We start from the raw sequence: 21,271 nt of genomic DNA, 5'->3' as shown, positions 1-21,271 counted from the left end.
TTTTTTTATCCAAAATTCGTCATCAATCTTTGATGAGGTGCATGTAGTTTTGTAAACCTTATTTAGATTAAATAAAATTAAAAAAATGCTCCTCGACACACAAACAACAGTTACAACCAAGGGTGGTATCGATCAATTATTTGATTCGAAATCCAAGTATACCTACGAAGAATATATTCATAAAGCTACGCAACACATCAAATCCTTTTTGGATAGAGATCAATTTTATAGTGGGGATTTTCAAAGTGATTTTGAATCAAAATCTGGCCTAGTAGCTATAGACGAAAACGCGAATTTATCTATAGACGAAGCGTTACAGGAGATTAAAACACTTTTTCTGGATCATACCATTGCTTTTCATCACCCCAATTATGTAGCTCATCTCAATTGCCCTGTATTATTGCCAGCATTGGTAGGAGATTTGATAGCCTCGTCAGTAAATACGGCTGTAGAAACCTGGGATCAGAGTACTTCAGCTACTTTTATTGAACAGGAAATGATTCGGTGGATTTGTGATGCAATGAAACTTCCCAAGACTGCAGATGGAGTGTTTACCAGCGGCGGAACACAATCCAATTTTATGGGGTTATTGCTCGCCAGAGACGATTATGCATTCAAACATTTTGGACTTAACCTTAAAGAAAACGGATGGTCAGAAGAGGTGTCTAAATTTCGATTTTTTTGTTCAGAAAAAGCACATTTCAGTATTCAGAAGAATGCGGCATTGTTAGGGATGGGATATCATTCTGTCATTCCTGTTGCTACAGATGATACCATGAAAATGAAACCTGATGCCTTAGTGCAGGCGATAGAAAAGGAAAAACAGTTAGGTAATCTTCCTATCGGGATAGTAGCAACCGCAGGGACAACAGATTTTGGGAGTTTTGATCCTATACAAACCATTGCCAAAATCGCCAAGGAGTACAATATCTGGTTTCATGTCGATGGAGCCTATGGAGGTAGTTATGTCCTAACCGAAACGCATCAACATCTTCTTAAAGGTATCGAACAAGCAGATTCTGTGACCATTGATTTCCATAAAACCATGTTTCAACCGGTTTGTTCTAGCGCTTTTTTGGTAAAGGACACCAAAAACTTCAAATATGTCTCTTATTATGCGGATTATCTTAATCCGTTGGAGCATAGAAATGAAGATTACCCAAATCTTATTGAAAAATCCATACAAACAACCCGCAGGTTTGATGCCTTAAAATTATGGTTCACCTTAAAGATGACGGGGGAAAAGACCATTGGTTCTTTCTTGGAGAAAGTACATTATCTGGCATTACATCTATACCATAGCCTTAAGGATGACCCATGTTTCGAATTGGTGCATAAACCAGAACTGAGCACCCTGGTATTTCGTTATGTTGCTGGCCAAGAAGATATTGATGCAGTAAACCTGTACATAAAAAATACCCTTTTTAAGTCAGGTCAAGCCTCTGTGGCAAGTACAAAATTTAATGGAAATACCTACCTCAAATTTACTTTACTCAATCCCAAAAGTACCATTGATGATTTGTTAAGTATCATCGAAATGATTAAAGAAACTGCGAAAACCTATAAAAATTACAATTAAAATGGATACCACAATACAGCAAGAAAATATATATGACTTTGTAGCCATAGGCGTAGGCCCTATGAATTTGGGATTAGCCTGTTTAACCGCACCTATAGCCGAGCTAGAAGGCGTCTTTTTGGATAAAAGAATATCTTTTGATTGGCATCGGGGAATGATGCTGGAGGGAACAACCCTTCAGATTCCTTTTATGGCAGATTTGGTCACTCTTGCAGATCCAACAAGTCCTTTTAGTTTTCTAAACTATTTAAAGGAAAAAGGACGTATTTACTCCTTTTACATTAGGGAAAACTTTTTGGTATTACGAGAAGAGTATAACAGATATTGCCAATGGGTAATACGACAGTTGTCGAATATTCATTTTCAAACTGAAGTCACTAACGTTAGCTACGATCCAGAAAAAGAATATTATACTGTTTTTGCCTATTGTGGCAAAACTGCAGAACATAAGGTATATAAAACCAAAAAACTGGTTTTGGGAACAGGAACTAACCCTTACATCCCTAATGCATGTAAAGGATTACAGGATCATGCGGTTCATTCGTCCACTTATCTTTCAGTAAAAGAAGAATTACAATCCAAAAAATCAATTACCGTTGTTGGCAGCGGACAGAGTGCTGCAGAGATCTTCTATGACCTATTACAAGAGGTAGATAGCAAAGGTTATGCATTGAATTGGATAACACGATCCAACCGATTTTTTCCATTAGAGTATTCCAAACTAACTTTAGAAATGACCTCTCCCGAGTATGTAGATTATTTTTACAATCTTCCTTCGGCAAAACGAGATCATTTGATTAAAAATCAAAAACACTTATACAAAGGGATTAATCAAGATCTGATTGGAGATATTTTTGATCTTATTTACACCAAACAACTGTCTAATACGGTAAAGATCAACCTCCGTACAAATTCTGAGCTTAAACAAGCCACCTACGATGATGCGCTAGATAGATTTTACTTAGAATTCCATCAATTAGAAGAGAACAAGTACTATCAGCATCAAACGGATGGTTTGATATTGGCTACGGGTTACGGTTATAGGAAACCAGAATTTGTTGAGGGGATCAAGGATCGAATTCGATGGGATGAAAAAGGGAGATATCAGGTGCATCGTAATTATGCTATAGATCATCTGGGCAAGGATATTTTTGTACAAAATGCAGAATTACATACGCACGGGTTTGTGACTCCGGATCTTGGTATGGCATGTTATCGTAATTCATACATCATCAAGGAACTTACAGGAACAGATTATTACCCTATCGAAAAACGAATTGCTTTTCAGCAGTTTGGGGTGAATGCTGAAGAAGAGGTCCAAAACAAAGAATGGGTAGAATGAAGAGATTCCTAATCGTAATGACTTTGGTAGCCGTGGTAAGCGATTATCTATTGCATCCTTTTTATCCCCAGTTTTTTGAAGCTCGCTTCGGAATCAAGGATCCCGATAAGGTGGGATACTATTTTGCAGCTATTTGTTTTATGGTAATGTTATCTTTTCCTTTTTGGGCATACATCGCTAAAAAAGTCGCAGAGCTTCATATTTTGGTATATACGCAATGCATTGCAGGAATATTGGCTTTATGCTGCTATAGTGCAACTTCGTATATCAATTTTTGGATCATCTCATTAATCATGATCTTGTTTAAGGGGAGTTATTTGTTGGTATACCCGTATATCCTAAAAATTAGTACCAAAAAAGAACACCCCAAAACCATTGCCCTACTTTCTGTAGTAGTGCATTTGGGAGGTGTTTTGGGCGCAGTAATCGGTGGAGTAACCGTCGATTTTATTGATGCTAGTTATATTTTTATCATTATGGCTCTTGGTGATTTTGTACAAATGGCGATGAGCGCCTATTTGTTGAAAACTAAGAAGGATGTGATTTCTGAGAATATTGAGGAACCAACAAAAAACAACATCCCTGATAAACTCTTTCCAAAAGGATTTGTGCTTAAGATAGGTGTTACCACATTAGTACTTTATGCCAGTGGATTTATTACAAGACCTTTTTTTTCATCCTATTGGGAGTATATATCGATTTACGATAGTAAGCTTGTATCAGGTAGCATCTATGCCATACCGGCTGTAGTAGCGCTTCTAGTGCTCTGGTGGGATGCAACCAAAAAGAAAAAGGCCAGTAACGGAATCATAATTCCATTATGCATCGGGATTGTTGGTTTATGGATACAGGGAGTTCCTGTGTCAGGAATTGTCATACTAGGTAGGATACTATATGGCTGGGCAGTCTTTCGGGCGATTGTACGTTTTGATGTATTACTTTTTGAATACAGTACCCCAGAAAGTTATGCATTGGATTATAGTAAAGTCCATTTTTTTCAAAATCTGGGCGTTTTGATAGCTTCTTTTTTTGTAGGAATTTTGGTAGATCATTATGGATTGCAAATACCCTTTACCATTGCCTGGATTGGTTTTGCGGTCACCTTAGGCTTGTTCCTAATCTTTTTCAAAACAACAATCAAAAAAACAATTCTGAAAACTACCTGATATGGATATGATAAAGAAACAAGAGGAGGTGTTATTCAGCAAAAATGTAGAAGGTTTAGGTGAAATTCAACTACGATATATTGATCTTGAGAAAGATACAAAAACGATTTACGATTGGGTGACTCGCCCATACGCCAAATATTGGGGGATGCAAGAGTACGGTATCGATCAGGTAGCAAAGGAATACGAAGAAATAGTAGGGCATTCGTCTCATCATGCTTGTATGGGAATGTTAAATGACACTTCTATTTTTTTGATGGAATTTTATGATCCAAAAAATGACGTCGTTGGAGCGTATTATCCGGTACTGGAAGGAGATGTTGGGATGCATATTTTGGTAGCTCCAGTAGAACAAAAAATCTCAAATTTTACCTGGAATGTGTTTACCACCGTTATGGATTTTTTGTTTTCCAAATCAGATACTAAGAGAATCGTAGTAGAACCAGATATCGAAAATAATAAGATTCATGTTTTGAATACCAAAGCAGGATTTCAATACCTCAAGACTATTCAGTTACCTCATAAAAAAGCCGGATTGGCAGTATGTACACGACAGGATTACAAAAATGCCATCACAAAAAACAAAACAATGAACACAACATCAAATACTTCAGTATTAACAGAGCAAATCGACCATCTCAATCCAGAAATTTGGGCTATCGTAAACCGAAATTTAATTCGGAAAGCGATAAGCGAGTTTGCGCATGAACTAATTTTAGATCTGGAAATTATAGGACAGGAAGAACCTTGGACTATCTATAAATTAACCACGGATTCTCCCGAAACAGCATATTTTTTTAAAGCCCAAAAGCAGGCTTTAGATCACTTACATATAGATCTTTTATCGATTACTAAAACAAGAGAAGGGAAAGAAGTAGAATTAGATGCATTGGATTTTATTTTGGAACTAAAAGACACCTTACAGATACTGGATGCGATGTTGCCTACTTATATGGAAGAGATTACCAGTACTCTTTTTGGAGCTGCTTATAAGTATGCCCATCAAAAATTTGATTCGGTAGCTTTAACCGAAGTCGATTTTCAGCAGGTAGAAAAAGCGATGACCGAGGGGCATCCATGTTTTGTAGCCAATAATGGTCGCATAGGTTTTAATAATTCACAGTATCATCATTTCGCCCCAGAAGTATCGACCACATTTTCGTTAGTTTGGATCGCAGCTCACAAAACCAAAGCAGATTTTCATAGCACAGCATTATATCCATATGAAACTTTAATAGAAAAAGAATTGGGCCCTGATCTATTACAGACATTTAATGAAAAGTTAAACAAAAAAGGATTAAACACTCAGGATTACATTTTTATGCCTGTGCATCCATGGCAATGGGAAAATAAGATTAGTACCACTTTTGCCCAGGACATAGCCCAACAGTTCATTGTCTTGCTTGGTGAAGGCACAGACCAATATGCAGCACAACAATCCATTCGAACTTTGTTTAATACCACAAATCCCGAAAAACTGTATACCAAAACAGCATTGTCTATTCTCAATATGGGCTTTATGAGAGGGCTATCTCCATATTATATGGGGAGCACTCCGATAATTACCGAATGGATTTCGGATTTGTTGGAAAATGACAATTTTTTGCAGGAAACAGGTTTTACTATGTTAGGAGAAATAGCTACCGTAGGGTACAGAAATCGCTACTATGAGACTTTGGGAAAAACCAAACCACATAACAAAATGTTATCGGCTTTATGGAGGGAAAGTCCATATCTAAAGATAAACAATAACCAAAGCCTGATCACCATGGCTGCTCTATTGCATCTGGACAATAATGGACAATCTTTGGTTGTAGAAACCATTAAGAAATCAGGGGTATCTGTAGCGATTTGGTTAGAACGCTACCTTAACGCCTACCTTACCCCGCTTTTACATTGTTTATATCAATATGAATTGGTGTTTATGCCTCATGGGGAGAATTTAATTCTGGTCTTAGAAGATAATATTCCCGTAAAGGCAATTATGAAAGATATTACCGAAGAGATTGCCATTTTTGATCATACGATTGATTTGCCTGAAAAAGCAAAACGCTTGCATGTAGAAGCTGATGATGAAATAAAAGCACTTGCTGTTTTTACAGATGTTTTTGACTGTTTCTTCAGATTCTTATCAAACATTTTGGTACAGGAGGGTGGCTATGACGAGGCTATTTTTTGGAAAAAGGTCGCCGAATGTGTTTTGAAATATCAGGCGGTAAACCCCCAACTTTCAGAAAAATTCAAACAAATAGATCTATTCGTCCCCGAATTTAAAAGATGTTGTCTTAACCGATTACAACTAAAAAACACCAAACACATGTTGGATTTGGCAGATCCAGTGGAGAGTCTACAATTTAAGGGAACAATCACTAATCCAATAGCCATATACAAAGTAAATAGCGAATTAAAAATTGAAAGCAATCATGAGTAATCAAAATAGAATTTTAGCAATAGATCTGGCCCGAGGATTGGCGGTGATCATGGTTGTTTTGGTACATACTTTATGGATTTATGGCACCTCCATTACCCAATCCGAAACTTGGTTAGGGACAGTGATTCACTTTATTGGTAAAGGAACACCAATCTTTTTGATTGCGATGGGAGTATCATTTACCTTATCACGTAATCAAAGTATTATGTTGTCTATCAAAAGAGCTTTATACATTTTAACTGTTGGTTATTTGATGAACTTTTTGAAGTTTATCTTTCCCGTTTGGTTAGGTTTTATGCCGGATGATTTTATCGAAGCCTATGGATGGACCGCTCCGGCAACGGTAGATAATATGATTTATATGTTTGGAACCGGAGATATTTTACAATTGGCAGGAGTTTCATTGTTATTTATGGGGGTGATTAATCATTTTTCAAGAAACAAATATGTGCCGTTGTTGATTGCTGGATGTATTGTTATATTGACCAGGGAGGTACATGGTTTTCAGATCGAGGTTCCAGGTGTGAGTTATCTGTTGGATCTTCTCTGGGGAGCTGGATGGAATGTGTATTTTGCCGTATTTCCTTGGTCTTCTTTTATCCTGATAGGGATGTTTTTTGGGATGTGGTACAAGGAAGAGAATAGAAGTGAGAATCATCTTTTTTCTAGAATGGGGATCTCAGGGGGCCTTTTGATGCTCTTAGGTGGAGGATTATGTTTTTATAATTTTGAGTATCACTTCGGCGATTATTTTCACCTTGGGCCAGGGGGAGTTTGCTATCTTGCAGGGTTTAATTTGGTAGGATTATGGATAATGCATCAGATCGTTACCAGAGTCAAAGAAAACGGAGTGATTCGGTTTTTATATTATTGTAGCAAACGAGTTACTACCATATACGTCATTCAATGGGTTCTGATTTGCTGGGGGATGGGCATTTTGGGATATCAACAATTAGGTGTAATAGGTGTGCTTTGTTTGATTCCTATCTACCTATTATTGACTTTAGGATTCCAAAAATTCATTTTAGATAAATTATCTCAACAAAAGACGGAAAAAAATAAACTAAAACAGATTCCGATAAGATAATATGATTATACATTTTTTTTGGTATTGTTTCGATACACTTTAGGTGTTATACTCTCTATTTTCTTAAAAGCTGCAGTAAAATGCGTAGAATTCTTATAGCCTACTAATTCTGAGATTTCGTAGATAGGTTTTGTGCTATGTTGAAGCAATTGCTTTGCTTTTTTCATCCTAAGTTCGGTGGCATACTCAAAAATAGTTTTGCCAAACAACTGTTTAAATTCTTTTTTAAGGACAAAATCGTTTAATCCTACCTTTTTAGATAATTGCTGTATAGAATATTGAATCGAAAGGTCAGAAGAGATGATGTGTTGAGTTTGGTATAGCTTTTTTATCAGATGATCCGATTGGGTTGCTGTTTTGGTTTTTGTTGTGGTAGGGGTTTCCAGCTTTAAAGCGATTAATTCTAGGGTTTTAGATTCTAGAAATAGTCGTTTTAGTAACCCTTTTCGTTGATCGATTAGAATTTCTGAAAGGATTTCCTGAGTTTTGGGACATAAAGGCCTCAAAAAATCATTTTTCACTTTTAACAATGAATAGTTTTCAAGGATATTGTAGGCGGCATCGAGTCGATGCCTTTTGATGAAATCCATGGTCATTCTAATCTTAACCTCTTTAAAAGACTTTCGTTTACGATAAGATATTGTCCCTTTGATAGCAGATAGATATAAGAAATAGCATTCTTGCCCTTCATAAATCAAATCTTGTGGTAGCCCTTCTATTTTGATGATTTGTTCTCCTTCGATCAAAAAAGAAAGTTCTAGAAATTGGTCGGAAATATATCCTTCAAGTACTATATCTCTTTTAAAAACAGCATCAAATATCATAATGGATAACCCATCAAATTGATGAATTTCAAAAGTGCCAGAACCGTAGGTTTCCAAAAAAGTATGTTTTTTGGAGGTAATTCCACACTGTTCTGATACTTGGTTTAAGGTAGTAATAGAATAGAGGCTGTTAATTGGTTTCTCAAGTATTTTGTTGGTTGTAGGTGACGTCTTTTTACGTCTTTTTTTATCCATAATGCGTCATTTTTCTTCTCAGCGAGCTATTAATTTTGTAGCTAAGTTTATTTAGACCAATTATAAATAGTTTTTCTCAGGTCGCTAAAGTAAACAAAAATTAGTTATCGTCAGTGAAGATTTTAAAAAGAAAAAACAGCATTTTTTTCCTGCTTTTCGCTACGCTTTTGTGTAGCGGTCAAGAAGTTGTACAAGGAGTCGTTTTGGATCAAAGTTCAAAGCCCATCCCCGGGGCATCTATACGTATAGATGAGTTACAAAATACAGGAGCCAGTAGTGATTTTGATGGGCGATTTAGCTTTTCGGTCCCGGAAGGAAACTATACTTTGATCGTGAGCTATATAGGCTTTAAGACCGAGTATCTTACTACTACTGTACCCTTGGCCCAAGAACGGCTACAAGTAGTTCTAAAGGAAGATATAGAAGAGCTAAATGACGTACTCGTAAAAGGTAAAAGCCAAGCGCAAAAGACTCGCGAAGAAGCTTTCGAAGTTGAAGTTATACAAACCAAAGGATTAAAAAATGTGAGTGTTGATATCAATTCGGTATTGGCAACCATTCCAGGGGTTAATGTACGACAACGCGGTGGTTTGGGATCTTCTTTTGATTTTTCACTTAATGGATTATCAGGGAAACAAGTAAAGTTTTTTATTGATGGGATTCCCTTAGAGAATTTCGGAAGTTCATTATCCTTAAATAACTTTCCGGCGACCTTGGTAGAAAGAGCCGAAGTGTATAAAGGAGTAGTACCCATAAACCTCGGTGCTGATGCATTAGGAGGAGCGGTAAATATCATCACCAACAGACGTAAAAATGATTTTTTGGATGTGTCTTATGATGTAGGCTCTTTTAATACGCATCGTGCCACGCTAAATGGGCAGTATTATGGTAAAAAAGGATGGATGGTGCAACTCTCATCCTTCTATAACTACTCAGATAACAACTATACCATAGATGGGATTGAAGTACGAGATGAGCTGGGTAATGATACAGGTATTCGTAGAGATGATGTAGAACGATTTCATGATGCGTATAACTCTCAGATGTTTACCATAAAAACAGGCTTGGTCGAGCAAACATTTGCAGATCAATTATTGATAGGATTCACAGTTTCTGCCAACGAAAATGAAATACAGCATCCTATCGATCCACAAAATCCTTTTGGAGAAGTATTTACCGAAAATGATGTGATTTCGGGGTCTATTTCTTATGAAAAGAATGACTTGTTGAAGGAGAAATTAAAACTGAAAATTTATGGATCGATTACTCAAAATAATGAGAAGGTAGTAGATACTTCTTCTCGCAAATACGACTGGTTTGGTGATTTTATAGAACGAGGGGATCAAACATTGGGAGAGTTTGAAGCCAGTAAAACGCTATTCGAGTTTAAGGACAATCTACACTTGATCAATGCACTGGCAAGCTATACCTTCAATGAGTCTCACGCATTACATGTTAACTATACCAAAAATTACATCCGAAGAAAAGGAGAAGATCCGGCAAGGACAGGAAGAATCGCATTTGAAGACCCTCATATTGTCAATAAAAACATATTTGGATTATCGTATGATATTAAAGCATTCGATGCCCGATGGAACACCTCTTTATTTACCAAAGGATACCTGCTCAATTCTGAAGGGATTCTTGAAGATTTGTTTACTGGTGTTGAAGAAGATCGTTTTACTCGATTCGAGAATACCTTTGAAGAATTGGGCTATGGGTTTGCTACTACCTATAAGATTTTAGAAAACCTGCAGGTCAAAGGATCTTTTGAGAGAACATTCAGAATTCCCGAAGGATATGAGGTTTTTGGAGATGGATTCCTTCTAAAATCAAACCCAGAGCTGTTACCCGAAATGAGCTATAATGCCAATCTGGGCGCTTTGTTTAATAAAGATTTTTCTAATGTTAAACTTCAGGTAGATACCAATGTCTTTTTACGAGAATCCGAGAATTTTATTGCCATTCGATCCGAAGGTATTTTTTCTCGATACTACAACACAGCGGATGCCAGAAGTACAGGTGTAGAAGGCGAGATCAGAACGTTGTTCCATAATCGGTACTTTTTGGATATCAATGCTACCTATCAGAATATCATCGATCAAAACGCGGGAGAAAATGCCGGGGTAGACTTCTTAAAGAACCAGCGTATTGCCAATATCCCGTATCTGTTTGGAAATGCAAGAATAGGAGGGAGATTTAGTGGAGTAATTACACCAGAGGATCAATTTACAATTTCCTGGGGTAGCTACTATGTCCACGAATACCCGCTTACCTCCTTTGTAGAAGGAAATCCCGAAGATAGAGATATCATCCCAGAGCAGTTTTCTCATAATCTACAACTAGGATATTCTTTTGATCAAGGAAAATACAACCTATCTCTTTTGGCAAGAAATATTACCGATGCCAGGATCTACGACAATTTTGAGATACAGCAACCTGGTAGAGCTTTTTATATCAAACTGAGATACTTTATATCAAATTAACATAAACACTAATATTTAAAATCATATCAAAAATGAAAACAATACAATGGATAAAAAATGTAGTGGTACTCTTTGCACTAGCACTGTTTGCTATTTCATGTGGAAGCGACGATGACGGAAGTCCGGTAGAACCCGAACCAACTGCTGTTGCTAAATACGTAGTTGGATTTGAAGCCTTTCCTGTAGGAGATGCAAGTCCTGTAGACTATATTTTAGAGTTACCCTCTTTAGAATCATTAACCACCGGAGAAATCTCTGTAGAAGGACAGGGAACACCACTTCGTGGATGGCGCTTTTTTCATGGTGCAGGAAACACAGTGTTTACTGCGGGTTATGCCGATGATGATAAATGTATCGCCTACCAATTGGATGAAAATGGAGCGCTAAATGAAGTAGCCAACTTCGCCTTTCAATCCACATTAGATAATTATGCAGCAGTAGATGATCAAACCTTAATTGCGGTAGAGTTAACCTATGGAGGGCTTTCTGATAAACGTTTTCACTTTATCAATGCCGAAACCGGATTGTTAGAAAGAATTGTAGAGCATCCTATCGATATTGATATGGGGAGTGGTACTGCCGAAGATCCGGGATCCATTCCATGGGTAACCGGGATGGTGCTTAGAGATAATAAATTGTTTGTGTCCTACCACAAATGGTTGGCTGATGGGTCTTTTGTAACTCCAGATGTGGATCGTGCTTATTTGGCAGTTTTTAATTATCCAGGGATGGAGCTAGAAAAAATTATCGAAGATACTCGAACTAGTCCAATCGGAGTGAATGGACATAGCACAGGTATAGAAAAGACAGAGAATGGTGATATTTATTCATTCTCTACTTCGGCACTAAGTGCAGGATTTACAGCTGCAACCAAACCTTCAGGAATTTTAAGAATTAGAAATGGAGCCACAGAATTTGATACCGATTATTTCTTTAATATCGAAGAAGCAACCAATGGCGGTAAGTTGTTCTGGATGGATTATGTGGGTAATGGTAAAGCGATTGGAAGAATCATCGTTGATGATACTAATGGAGCCTTAGAGTGGGGAGCTTTCTTCAAAAAAGATGTATTCAAATTAGTGGTAATTGATCTTGAGGCAAAAACAGTGACAGATGTAACCGGAATCCCAGTGCATGGCCATCGATACACCTCGCCTATGTTTGTAGAGGATGGTAAGGCATATATCAGTAGTTCAACAGATACGGAAACCCATGTGTATATTGTAGATCCTGAAACGGCCACTGCTACACAAGGAGCAAAAGTTTTAGGATTAGGACTTAAAGGAATTTTCAAAGTAACTAACTAACTCAATTATATCCCCAACACTCTCTGATGCCTTTGTGCAGAGGAGAGTGTCTTTTTTATATCTGCTTAATCATGCCAAAGAAGAAAAATACACGTAAGACCATCCTTAAAATCCATAGAATATTGGGTATGGTAACAGGTTTGGTAGTGTTCGTAGTATCTATAACCGGTTGTTTATGGGTTTTTAAGGAAGAAATTGAAAGTTTCTATGATGATTATAAGTACGTAACTCCTCAAGAACAGGCATTTCTTCCCGCTTCAATAATCAAAAATTTGGCAGAGCAGGTTATTCCTAATAGAACCATACATGGAGTAATTTATGGTCAACCTAACGAAGCTATAGAAGTAGTTTTCTACGAAGCAGAACCCGAAGTTTTTTACCACAGTGTATATTTAAACCCTTATAGTGGAGCGTTAATCAAGCAGATCGATAATGATGCTGGTTTTTTTGGTTTTGTGCTGAAAGGACATTTACGTTTATGGCTACCTGATGCTATAGGGTCCAGAATTGTCTCTTATTCAGTCCTATTGTTTTTATTCATTTTGATAAGTGGATTGTTTCTTTGGTGGCCGAGGAATAACAAAAACTGGAAACAACGTCTGAAGTTCGATTGGAATGCAAAAACCCGTTGGAAACGTAAGAATTTTGACCTACACACCGTAGTAGGTTTTTATGTTTCGACTTTTGGGTTGATTTTCGCTTTTACCGGATGTGTGATGGCTTTTAATTGGTTTTACTTTATTGCATACAAGGCAACTGGGGGTAGTAATGATCCAAGATTTGTAATTCCAGAAAGTGAAACAAGACTGATTGTGGAAAAGAATGTTACTCCAAAATACGATCAGTTAATCCCAATGTTATACGATGTTTATAAGGATGCAAAGAGTTTTGAATTACACTATCCAGAAAATGATTCTACTTCGGTTCTGGTAGAAGTAAGTAACTCCAAAGGGCTGTATTACAATATGGATTATCTCTTTTTTGATCAAAATACGCTTGCCGAAATTGAAACCCCAAGTATTTACGGGAAGTATAAAAATGCCAGCTTTGCAGATAAAGTGATACGAATGAATTATGATATTCATATAGGAGCTATTGGTGGTATTGTCGGAAAAATCATTGCTTTTTTAGCCAGTTTGATTTGTGCCTCACTCCCAGTAAGTGGGATTTTGCTCTGGTACGGCAGAAAATATAAAAAAGCAAAGGTCAAAAACTACAACCTGGAAATATTGTAAAACGAAATAGTCTCTTTTACAACTATGTTTTATGGTAAAAATACTGTTAGATTATGGTATTTGTGTAAAATTAAAAATACTAATTAACTGATTGGTAATGAAAAAGTTGCAAAAATTGCTTTTCGTCGATTTTTATTGAATTTCATCGATAAAAACATTCTAATTTCTTCTTGATAACATCAGCTTGTTCAAGCAGTGTTCTAATTTCGTGCTCGAATTGATAGGGCAAATGATTAAAACATCATTTTCTCAAATTCAATGTAATGCCACCCCCCATTACATCACATACCCAAAACATTTATTTTTTATTAAAACCTGTTACACTAATGAACAATATTATTAATGCATCTTTATTAATTGATGACGATAGGGCGACTACTTTTTTTAATAGATATCTACTGTTAAAACACGGGGCTTTTAAAAATGTGAAAACCTTACAAGGAGGGATGGAAGCTTTGGATTACTTAAAAAATCTGGACCAAAAACTAAATATAAAGCCAGATCTTATCTTTTTGGATATCAATATGCCATTTATGAGTGGTTGGGATTTTTTGAAAGAATTCGCAAGATTAGGAAATGAAATAAAAGAAAATATAAAAATCATAATGCTGTCTACTTCTAGCGATCCTCGAGATTTAGAGAGAGCAGGAGAAAACAAGTATGTAAATGATTTCATTAATAAGCCATTAACACAATTTGATATTAATAGAATGTTACAAAAACATTTTTCGTATCGAATAGCAACGTAAATACTTTTTAATTATGAAATATAACCTCCAGTACTAATGAAAAGATTGAATTGTTTACTTATTGATGATAGTCGATCCACTAATTTTTTTAATAAAATCATGCTAGAAAAATCTACAATTTGTGAGGAATTGCAGATTGCAGAAAATGGAAAAGAAGCTCTAGAAGTTCTAAATACTTCATACATTCCAGATTTAATTTTTTTGGATATTAATATGCCGGTTATGGATGGATGGTCCTTTTTGGAAGAGTTTCAAAAATTGGATCATGATTACAAAGAGTGCAATATCATCATTATGATTGGAGCTGAGTTGCCTCCCGAAAAAAAAGCATGGATCAAGACCATTCCCAATGTAAAAGGATGTGTAGGTAAAATGCTTACACGGGAAACCATCACTCATATTATTACGAATTTTAGTGATAGTACTATTGATAAAATAAGCGATTCTCTATTAAAATGTTAGTGGTAGAATAGTGAATTAAGTTCATTTTGTTTTATCCAATCCAGGGATAAAAAAAGAAAAGCATAAAGTGTATTTAAACTTTATGCTTTTTTAGTACTCAAATCAGCTCGGGGTAATTTTATCTATGTATGGCATTACTGCAAGCAGCAGGCAACTGCTTAAAAAACTTTTTAAATGCTTTTACATCAAACAAAATCATACCGTAAAAAAACTTCATATTCCAGGTTTTTAAAGATTATACATTAAATCTGTAAATATTTCTTGACATTTTGACTATTACAGAAAAACAGACATTTCTAGTAGACTGTTTTTTTTGATAAAGCAAAAATAAAAAGTATAAACATTTGGTAATCAAATATGTAATGATGTGATGCGTTGAAAATCGATAAAAAACACATCTTTTCGATATTGTGTTTTGTTCAAAGTGTTTTTTGATTGATAAATTTGTTAAACCGCAGATGGATTGGCTTGTAAAACTCCTATGTACTTAATTTTGAATATTTTTATAAAAGGGCAATAGATAATCTAATGAAAGTGATAATAGTTTTTACCAACCGACTATGTAGGGGATATTCTCCTACTATACCTTTGGTATTATTATTTGGGATATTGGTTGCCATTTCAGGTTATGCACAAAAAAAGTCTTTTAAGTTTACCCATTTTGGTAAACAAGATGGGCTTAACCAAAGTAGTGTAAATTACATTTATCAAGATTCCAAGGGATTTGTTTGGATTGCTAATTTTGGAGGGATAAATCGATTTGACGGATATGAGTTTGTTTCCTATACTCACTCATTTAACGATAGCACATCTATTGCGGATAATTCTGTTTGGACCATACTAGAGAAAAGAGATAAAACCCTTTGGTTTGGAACCAAAACTGGTTTGAGTGTTTATAATGAAACGACAAATAATTTTTCAAATTTTGTTATCCAGAAATTAAAAACATCATCAGCAACTTTAGCCGTCAAAGCACTCTATGAGGATAAGAAAGGTAGGTTTTATATAGGTTCTGAAGGTAAGGGTATACTTTCTCTTCAGAATCTAAGACTTTCCAACCTGTTCTTATTTTTCCTTCTGATGCAAAAATAACTTCTATCACAGAGGATCCAAACGAAAATTTATGGGTGGGCACAGAAGATATGGGATTGTTTCGAATTTCACCGGATCGTTCTCAAATTCATCATATGAATACTCAGAATAATTTCAATAGTATAACACTATGGAATTTATATGTTGATGGTGATTTTTTATGGATTGGAACAGATAAGGATGGATTAGCACGCTATAATATCGGGGAAAATACTTTTGTGTTTTATAATAAGTCCGATATCAATGAATATCAAGCGGGGAGTAAAATAAAATTTATCGCCAAATTTCAGGATATGATCTGGATTGCAAGTGCAACAGAAGGATTGTCTTATTATTCTTATCAAGAGGATAAATTCTATTCTTATCAGAAAGATCCATATTCAAGAAATTCCATATACGATAACGATGTAAGCGGAATTTTCGCTGGACAGAACGGAGTAATGTATGTGGGATTTTATACTAAAGGCTTTGATAAATTGATATCCGTTCCGTTTTACACTATTCAAAACGATCCAAAACAAGAGAATTCGTTAAGTAACAACAATGTGTATAGCATGCTTACCGATCGCGAAGGAATGTTGTGGTTTGGAACGTTTGGAGGAGGGTTGAACAAATACAATCCACAAACAAACAGTTTTAAACGATTTCTCTACGACCCTAATGATAATCAAAGCCTTAGTCATGATTGGATTCGAATCATTTATGAGGATAGGAAAGAAAGATTATGGGTAGGAACCTGGGGTGGAGGTTTAAATCTTTTTGATAAAAAAACAGGAAAAAGCAAAAGGTATTTACCAGATACAAATAACCCCAACAGTATAAACCATAATATCATAACAGCAGTTTTTGAAGATGCCCAGGGAGAGCTATGGATAGGAACCTACGGAGGAGGAATAAATAAATACAGAGAAGAAACCGATGACTTTCTTTCTATAGTTCATAATCCAAAGAATCCAAATACTATCAGTGATGATCATATCACTTCTTTTTATCAAGATAAGACGGGTATTATATGGATCTGTACTTATGGTGGAGGTTTGAATGCTTACAATAAAAGTACTCGGACATTTAAACGATTTATGCCTGATTTTGAAAGCGAGTATAGCCTAAATACGTATAAAACTTTACATATTTATGAAGAACCAGCAAAAGGTTATTTTTGGATAACTACCCTAGGTGGGGGAATTAATAAATTTTATTTCAAAGAAAACAAGTTCTTAAACTACACTGAATCGGATGGGTTAAGTAATAATTCTACCATGGGGATGCTTAAGGATGCAACTAATATGTATTGGATTAGTTCTAACAATGGTTTGACCAGATTTGATCCTCAAAAAGAAATGTTTACAAATTATACAACATTAGATGGATTGGCAAGTGATGATTATAACTTAGAGGCATTTACAAAAACTGCAGATGGAACTATGTATTTTGGAGGAAAAAATGGGATTACCTATTTTCATCCTAACCGGGTGCATAGCGAAACTACTTTCCCTAAAATTAGGTTTACGAAAATAAGCGTTGGAAAAACCATCTATAATTCGATACCAGAAAAAATTGAAATCCCATATAAAGGTAGAAGTACATTTGAGTTTGCGGCAATAAATCCAAATAAGACAAAGGTAATTGAATATGCATACCAACTGGTTGGGCAAGATGAAGAATGGAGATTGCTACAAAAAAATAGGTATTTAGAATTCGAAAATCTCGACCCAGGACGGTATGAACTAAGAATAAAATCTACCAATAGCGATAAAATATGGAATCAACAATACACGAGTATCCCCATAGTGATTCCAACACCTTGGTATTTAACTTGGTTTTTTAGGATAGGATTGCTTACGATCATACTTTTAGTTGCTTACGGGTATTATAGAGTTAAACTTAATCGAATAGAAAAGCAGAATAGGGAATTAGAAAAAAAAGTACAGGAAAGAACACAGACAATACAGGATAGGAATGTGGCTTTATCCAAACAAAAAGCAAAAACTGAAAAAGCATATGTTGAGCTAAAAAAGTTAGAAAATTTTAAACATGAATTTACTAGCATGTTGGCTCATGATCTCAAAAACCCTTTGGTCACTATTTTAGGATATTCTTCAGATGATTCCAATAATTCAGAACTCAAAAGTATTAACCGTTCAGGTAGGGTAATGCTAGACCTGATAGAAAATATGTTGGAGGTACAAAAATTTGAAAATGCAGGGATTCAGCTTCGTTTGGATAGAGTTAATTTGCAAAATCTTGTTCTTGAATCCATAAAGCAAGTTCATCTCCTAAAAGAAGAAAAAAGAATCAACATACAAACCGATATCCCAGCAGAAATTATGGTAAATGCCGATAAGGATATTGTAGAGCGTGTACTGATCAATCTACTTACTAATGCAATCAAATTTTCTTCTATCGAAGGTATGGTCAAAGTTTTTGTACATTTAGATGATACAGCAAATCGGGTTAAAATTAGTGTAAAAGATAACGGGGTTGGCATTCCAAAAGATCAATTAAGTAAAATCTTCTCCAAATTTTCTCAGGTGGAGGCAAAAAAGATGGGAGTAGCCAGATCAACAGGCCTTGGCCTTACATTTTGTAAAATGGCTGTAGAAGCACACGATTGTGAGATAGGTGTAGTTTCTGAAAAGAATATAGGGAGTAAATTTTACTTTTATCTTCCCAGATTAGAAGATAGTATTGTAAAACAACATCGTCATGATAAACTTCAAGAGAAAGGTTATGAGAACCCAATGTCTAAATTAGCTTTGGAAGTTTCTGATGTGAATGCCATTAATAAGTTTAAAGAAAAAATGGATACATTAAGTATTTATGAAACGGGAGCCTGGTTGGATATTTTTGAAGAATTGAATCAAACACCTTCAGAAAATCTCGAAAAATGGAAACAATTAATGATGGAGGCTTTAACCAGTTTTGATGAAAGCGCATTTTTATATTTAAAAGAGATAGTGAAAAAAAATAATTAACAACCCTTCTAAAATTACCCTCTAAATGGAATATTCAGTATTAATAGTAGATGATAGACCGGAAAACATAAGGTATATAAGTTTATTGCTTAAGGAGATGGATTTTGAAAATAACATTTATTCAGCCCCCAATGGTAAGGTAGCTTTACAATTAATGGAAAAGGTAACACCAGATATTATTCTATCAGATTGGGGGATGCCAGAAATGAATGGATTAGAATTATTGAGGGTCTTAAAAGAATCTCCCAAAACCAAAGATATTCCCTTTATCATGATATCTGCCGTTAAGGTGGATGCACCATCAATGAAAGAAAGTTTTGACGCGGGAGTACATGATTACTTAAAGAAACCATTTGATAAATTAGAATTCATGGCCAGGGTAAGTGCTACTTTAAAACTTCATGACGCCTATCTGAAGATAAAGAAAAGTAATGAAGAAATAGCCAGTCAATCTCGTTTGATCTCCAAACAACGAGAAGAATTAGAAAAATTGAATAAAACAAAAGATAAAATTTTTTCGATTATTTCCCATGATCTTCGGTCTCCATTGGCGACACTGGATGGTTTACTACAGATTTTTGGTGATGATCAAATAGAATTGACTAAGCACGAATTAAAAGATTGCACAGACACAGTACAACAGGAGCTGAACAAGATTCAATTACTTATGGATAATCTATTGTATTGGGCAAAATCTCAAATAGCAAATAGACAGCTTACAAATTCGGATATAGTTTTAAATATCATTGTAGATGAGGTTTTGCAACTGTTCGAGGATAAAATTAACAACAAAAATATCGAACTAGTAAATACCATAGATCCGAATATGATCATTTGGGCCGACAAAAATATAGTTTCATTTTTGATAAGAAATTTGTTGGCTAATGCTGTTAAATTTACCTCAGAAAAGGGAAGTATTACTATTTATGGGGACGAAATAGAAGATAAAGTTAGGATTGCTATTAAGGATACAGGTATCGGAATGGATCAGGATACCATTGATAAGCTTTTTCAAGATAGAATAATGTCTACTCAAACTGGTACTTTTGGAGAACGCGGAACGGGTCTTGGTCTATTGCTTTGTAAAGATATGATCGAACAAGCTAAAGGTTCAATACAGGTCAAGAGTACTCCCGGGGAAGGAAGTGAATTCAGTTTTATGCTTCCAAATAAAGCAAATTAGTTTTTTCAGTTGTGTGTAATGTAGGTAAGTAAGAAAGGTTTTTTGAATTCTATCAATAAATCTTATAGTACTATGTTAATTATTGTTTAATGTTTTAGTTTATTAGTTAAACAATTTTGTAATTTTGAGTAATACACAAATCAATGATTTGTTGATTAATGACTTAATTTAGAGAATGACTACAAAAAAATGTAAGTATTACTTGTGGAAGCCCTCTAAGCATAAACATTAAAAATTGCTATGAAATTTGAAGATACCACGCTAGATCCCACCAACGGTTATGTGCTAAATGGATTCACCCACGAAGAAATAGGAGATGATCATTTATATACAGGTATTAAAACCCCAATGAAACCAGATGCTTTTGAGATTTCGGATGAAGAAAAAAAAGAGCGTATAGCATCTTTATTTGGTGAGATCATGGATGTTATGGGATTAGATCTTACCGATGATTCACTTAAAGGAACTCCAAAACGAGTTGCCAAAATGTATATTGATGAGATCTTTTCTGGTTTAGATCCCAAAAATAAACCCAAGATTGCACTTTTTGATAATAAGTATCAGTATAACCAGATGCTAGTAGAAAAGAATATTTCTTTTTATTCCAACTGTGAGCATCATTTTGTTCCTATTATCGGGAAAGCCCATGTGGCTTATATTTCTTCTGGAAAGGTGATCGGTTTATCCAAATTAAACCGAATTGTTCAATATTATGCCAAACGTCCGCAAGTGCAGGAAAGATTAACCAACCAGATCGCTTTGGACTTGAAAGAAATTTTAAATACCGAGGATATAGCTGTGATCATAGATGCTAAACATTTATGTGTGTCTTCTAGAGGAATCAAAGACGATACGTCAGCTACGGTTACTTCGTACTATGGGGGAGTATTCAACACACCAGCTAAAATTGCAGAATTGCAAAATTATTTGAAGGATTAATCACGCCGTAACATCTAAAATAGAAGACATGTTTGGATTATTTAAGAAAAAGTCAGAAATAGATGTACTTCAGAAGAAGTATGAGAAATTGATGAGTCAATGGCATGAGCTGTCTAGCATTAATAGAGCAGAAAGCGATAAAAAATATGCAGAGGCGGAAGAAGTTCTGAAAAAAATAGAGATGCTCAAAAACAGTCAATCGGCATAAGAAAACGGAGT

At 35.3% G+C, this 21,271-nt stretch carries 16 protein-coding genes; 15 read left to right on the top strand and 1 reads right to left on the bottom strand.

Annotation, left to right across the window (positions count from 1 at the left end; translation table 11 throughout):
- Positions 1 to 85 precede the first annotated feature (85 nt).
- The 5 genes from ACXAGJ_RS18260 to ACXAGJ_RS18240 are packed head-to-tail and all read left to right on the top strand — an operon-like array spanning position 86 to position 7,605.
- Positions 86 to 1,579, top strand: a complete 1,494-nt coding sequence (locus ACXAGJ_RS18260) for a pyridoxal phosphate-dependent decarboxylase family protein (RefSeq protein WP_474841740.1) — start codon at positions 86 to 88, stop codon at positions 1,577 to 1,579.
- A gap of 1 nt (position 1,580) precedes the next feature.
- Entirely contained in the window at positions 1,581 to 2,921 is a 1,341-nt protein-coding gene (locus ACXAGJ_RS18255; RefSeq protein ID WP_474841738.1) for a lysine N(6)-hydroxylase/L-ornithine N(5)-oxygenase family protein, read from the top strand.
- A complete protein-coding gene (locus tag ACXAGJ_RS18250; protein ID WP_474841736.1) occupies positions 2,918 to 4,087 on the top strand; it encodes an MFS transporter in 1,170 nt (389 codons plus the stop codon). Before ACXAGJ_RS18255 ends, ACXAGJ_RS18250 begins: the two co-directional genes overlap by 4 nt.
- A gap of 1 nt (position 4,088) precedes the next feature.
- Positions 4,089 to 6,518, top strand: coding sequence for a GNAT family N-acetyltransferase (locus ACXAGJ_RS18245; RefSeq protein ID WP_474841734.1), 2,430 nt, complete (start codon positions 4,089 to 4,091; stop codon positions 6,516 to 6,518).
- Positions 6,511 to 7,605 (top strand): heparan-alpha-glucosaminide N-acetyltransferase domain-containing protein, encoded by a 1,095-nt coding sequence (locus ACXAGJ_RS18240; protein ID WP_474841732.1) that lies wholly within the window; start codon positions 6,511 to 6,513, stop codon positions 7,603 to 7,605. The genes ACXAGJ_RS18245 and ACXAGJ_RS18240 overlap by 8 nt, the downstream gene beginning before the upstream one ends.
- Positions 7,606 to 7,610: 5 nt before the next feature.
- Here the strand turns inward: ACXAGJ_RS18240 and ACXAGJ_RS18235 are convergent, their stop codons facing one another.
- Complete coding sequence (locus ACXAGJ_RS18235) at positions 7,611 to 8,624, bottom strand: helix-turn-helix transcriptional regulator (protein WP_474841730.1); 1,014 nt, start codon at positions 8,622 to 8,624, stop codon at positions 7,611 to 7,613.
- Between the two features lie 113 nt (positions 8,625 to 8,737).
- Between ACXAGJ_RS18235 and ACXAGJ_RS18230 the strand changes: the two genes are divergently transcribed.
- From ACXAGJ_RS18230 to ACXAGJ_RS18185, 10 genes are all read left to right on the top strand, one after another.
- Positions 8,738 to 11,110: a TonB-dependent receptor gene (locus ACXAGJ_RS18230; RefSeq protein ID WP_474841728.1), complete on the top strand. Its 2,373-nt coding sequence runs from the start codon at positions 8,738 to 8,740 to the stop codon at positions 11,108 to 11,110.
- Between the two features lie 32 nt (positions 11,111 to 11,142).
- Entirely contained in the window at positions 11,143 to 12,417 is a 1,275-nt protein-coding gene (locus tag ACXAGJ_RS18225; protein ID WP_474841726.1) for a DUF4374 domain-containing protein, read from the top strand.
- A gap of 71 nt (positions 12,418 to 12,488) precedes the next feature.
- Positions 12,489 to 13,652 carry a PepSY-associated TM helix domain-containing protein gene (locus ACXAGJ_RS18220; RefSeq protein ID WP_474841724.1) on the top strand — a complete coding sequence of 388 codons (1,164 nt, stop codon included), beginning with the start codon at positions 12,489 to 12,491 and terminating at the stop codon, positions 13,650 to 13,652.
- Between the two features lie 326 nt (positions 13,653 to 13,978).
- A complete protein-coding gene (locus ACXAGJ_RS18215; RefSeq protein WP_474841722.1) occupies positions 13,979 to 14,401 on the top strand; it encodes a response regulator in 423 nt (140 codons plus the stop codon).
- A gap of 36 nt (positions 14,402 to 14,437) precedes the next feature.
- Positions 14,438 to 14,863 carry a response regulator gene (locus ACXAGJ_RS18210; protein ID WP_474841720.1) on the top strand — a complete coding sequence of 142 codons (426 nt, stop codon included), beginning with the start codon at positions 14,438 to 14,440 and terminating at the stop codon, positions 14,861 to 14,863.
- 528 nt (positions 14,864 to 15,391) lie between these two features.
- Positions 15,392 to 15,955: a ligand-binding sensor domain-containing protein gene (locus ACXAGJ_RS18205; protein ID WP_474841719.1), complete on the top strand. Its 564-nt coding sequence runs from the start codon at positions 15,392 to 15,394 to the stop codon at positions 15,953 to 15,955.
- Positions 15,956 to 16,050: 95 nt separating this feature from the next.
- Entirely contained in the window at positions 16,051 to 18,930 is a 2,880-nt protein-coding gene (locus ACXAGJ_RS18200; protein ID WP_474841717.1) for an ATP-binding protein, read from the top strand.
- 25 nt (positions 18,931 to 18,955) lie between these two features.
- On the top strand, positions 18,956 to 20,113 hold the full coding sequence (locus ACXAGJ_RS18195; protein WP_474841715.1) for a hybrid sensor histidine kinase/response regulator: 1,158 nt from the start codon (positions 18,956 to 18,958) through the stop codon (positions 20,111 to 20,113).
- A 240-nt stretch (positions 20,114 to 20,353) separates the two neighbouring features.
- Positions 20,354 to 21,052 (top strand): GTP cyclohydrolase I FolE, encoded by a 699-nt coding sequence (folE, locus tag ACXAGJ_RS18190; RefSeq protein ID WP_474841713.1) that lies wholly within the window; start codon positions 20,354 to 20,356, stop codon positions 21,050 to 21,052.
- Between the two features lie 28 nt (positions 21,053 to 21,080).
- A complete protein-coding gene (locus ACXAGJ_RS18185; RefSeq protein ID WP_474841711.1) occupies positions 21,081 to 21,260 on the top strand; it encodes a Lacal_2735 family protein in 180 nt (59 codons plus the stop codon).
- Positions 21,261 to 21,271: the final 11 nt, after the last annotated feature.

This window comes from Aquimarina sp. AWH4_224, from assembly GCF_056160245.1.
The sequence above is the reverse complement of the archived record's forward strand: the minus strand, read 5'-3'. Positions and strand labels throughout refer to the sequence as shown.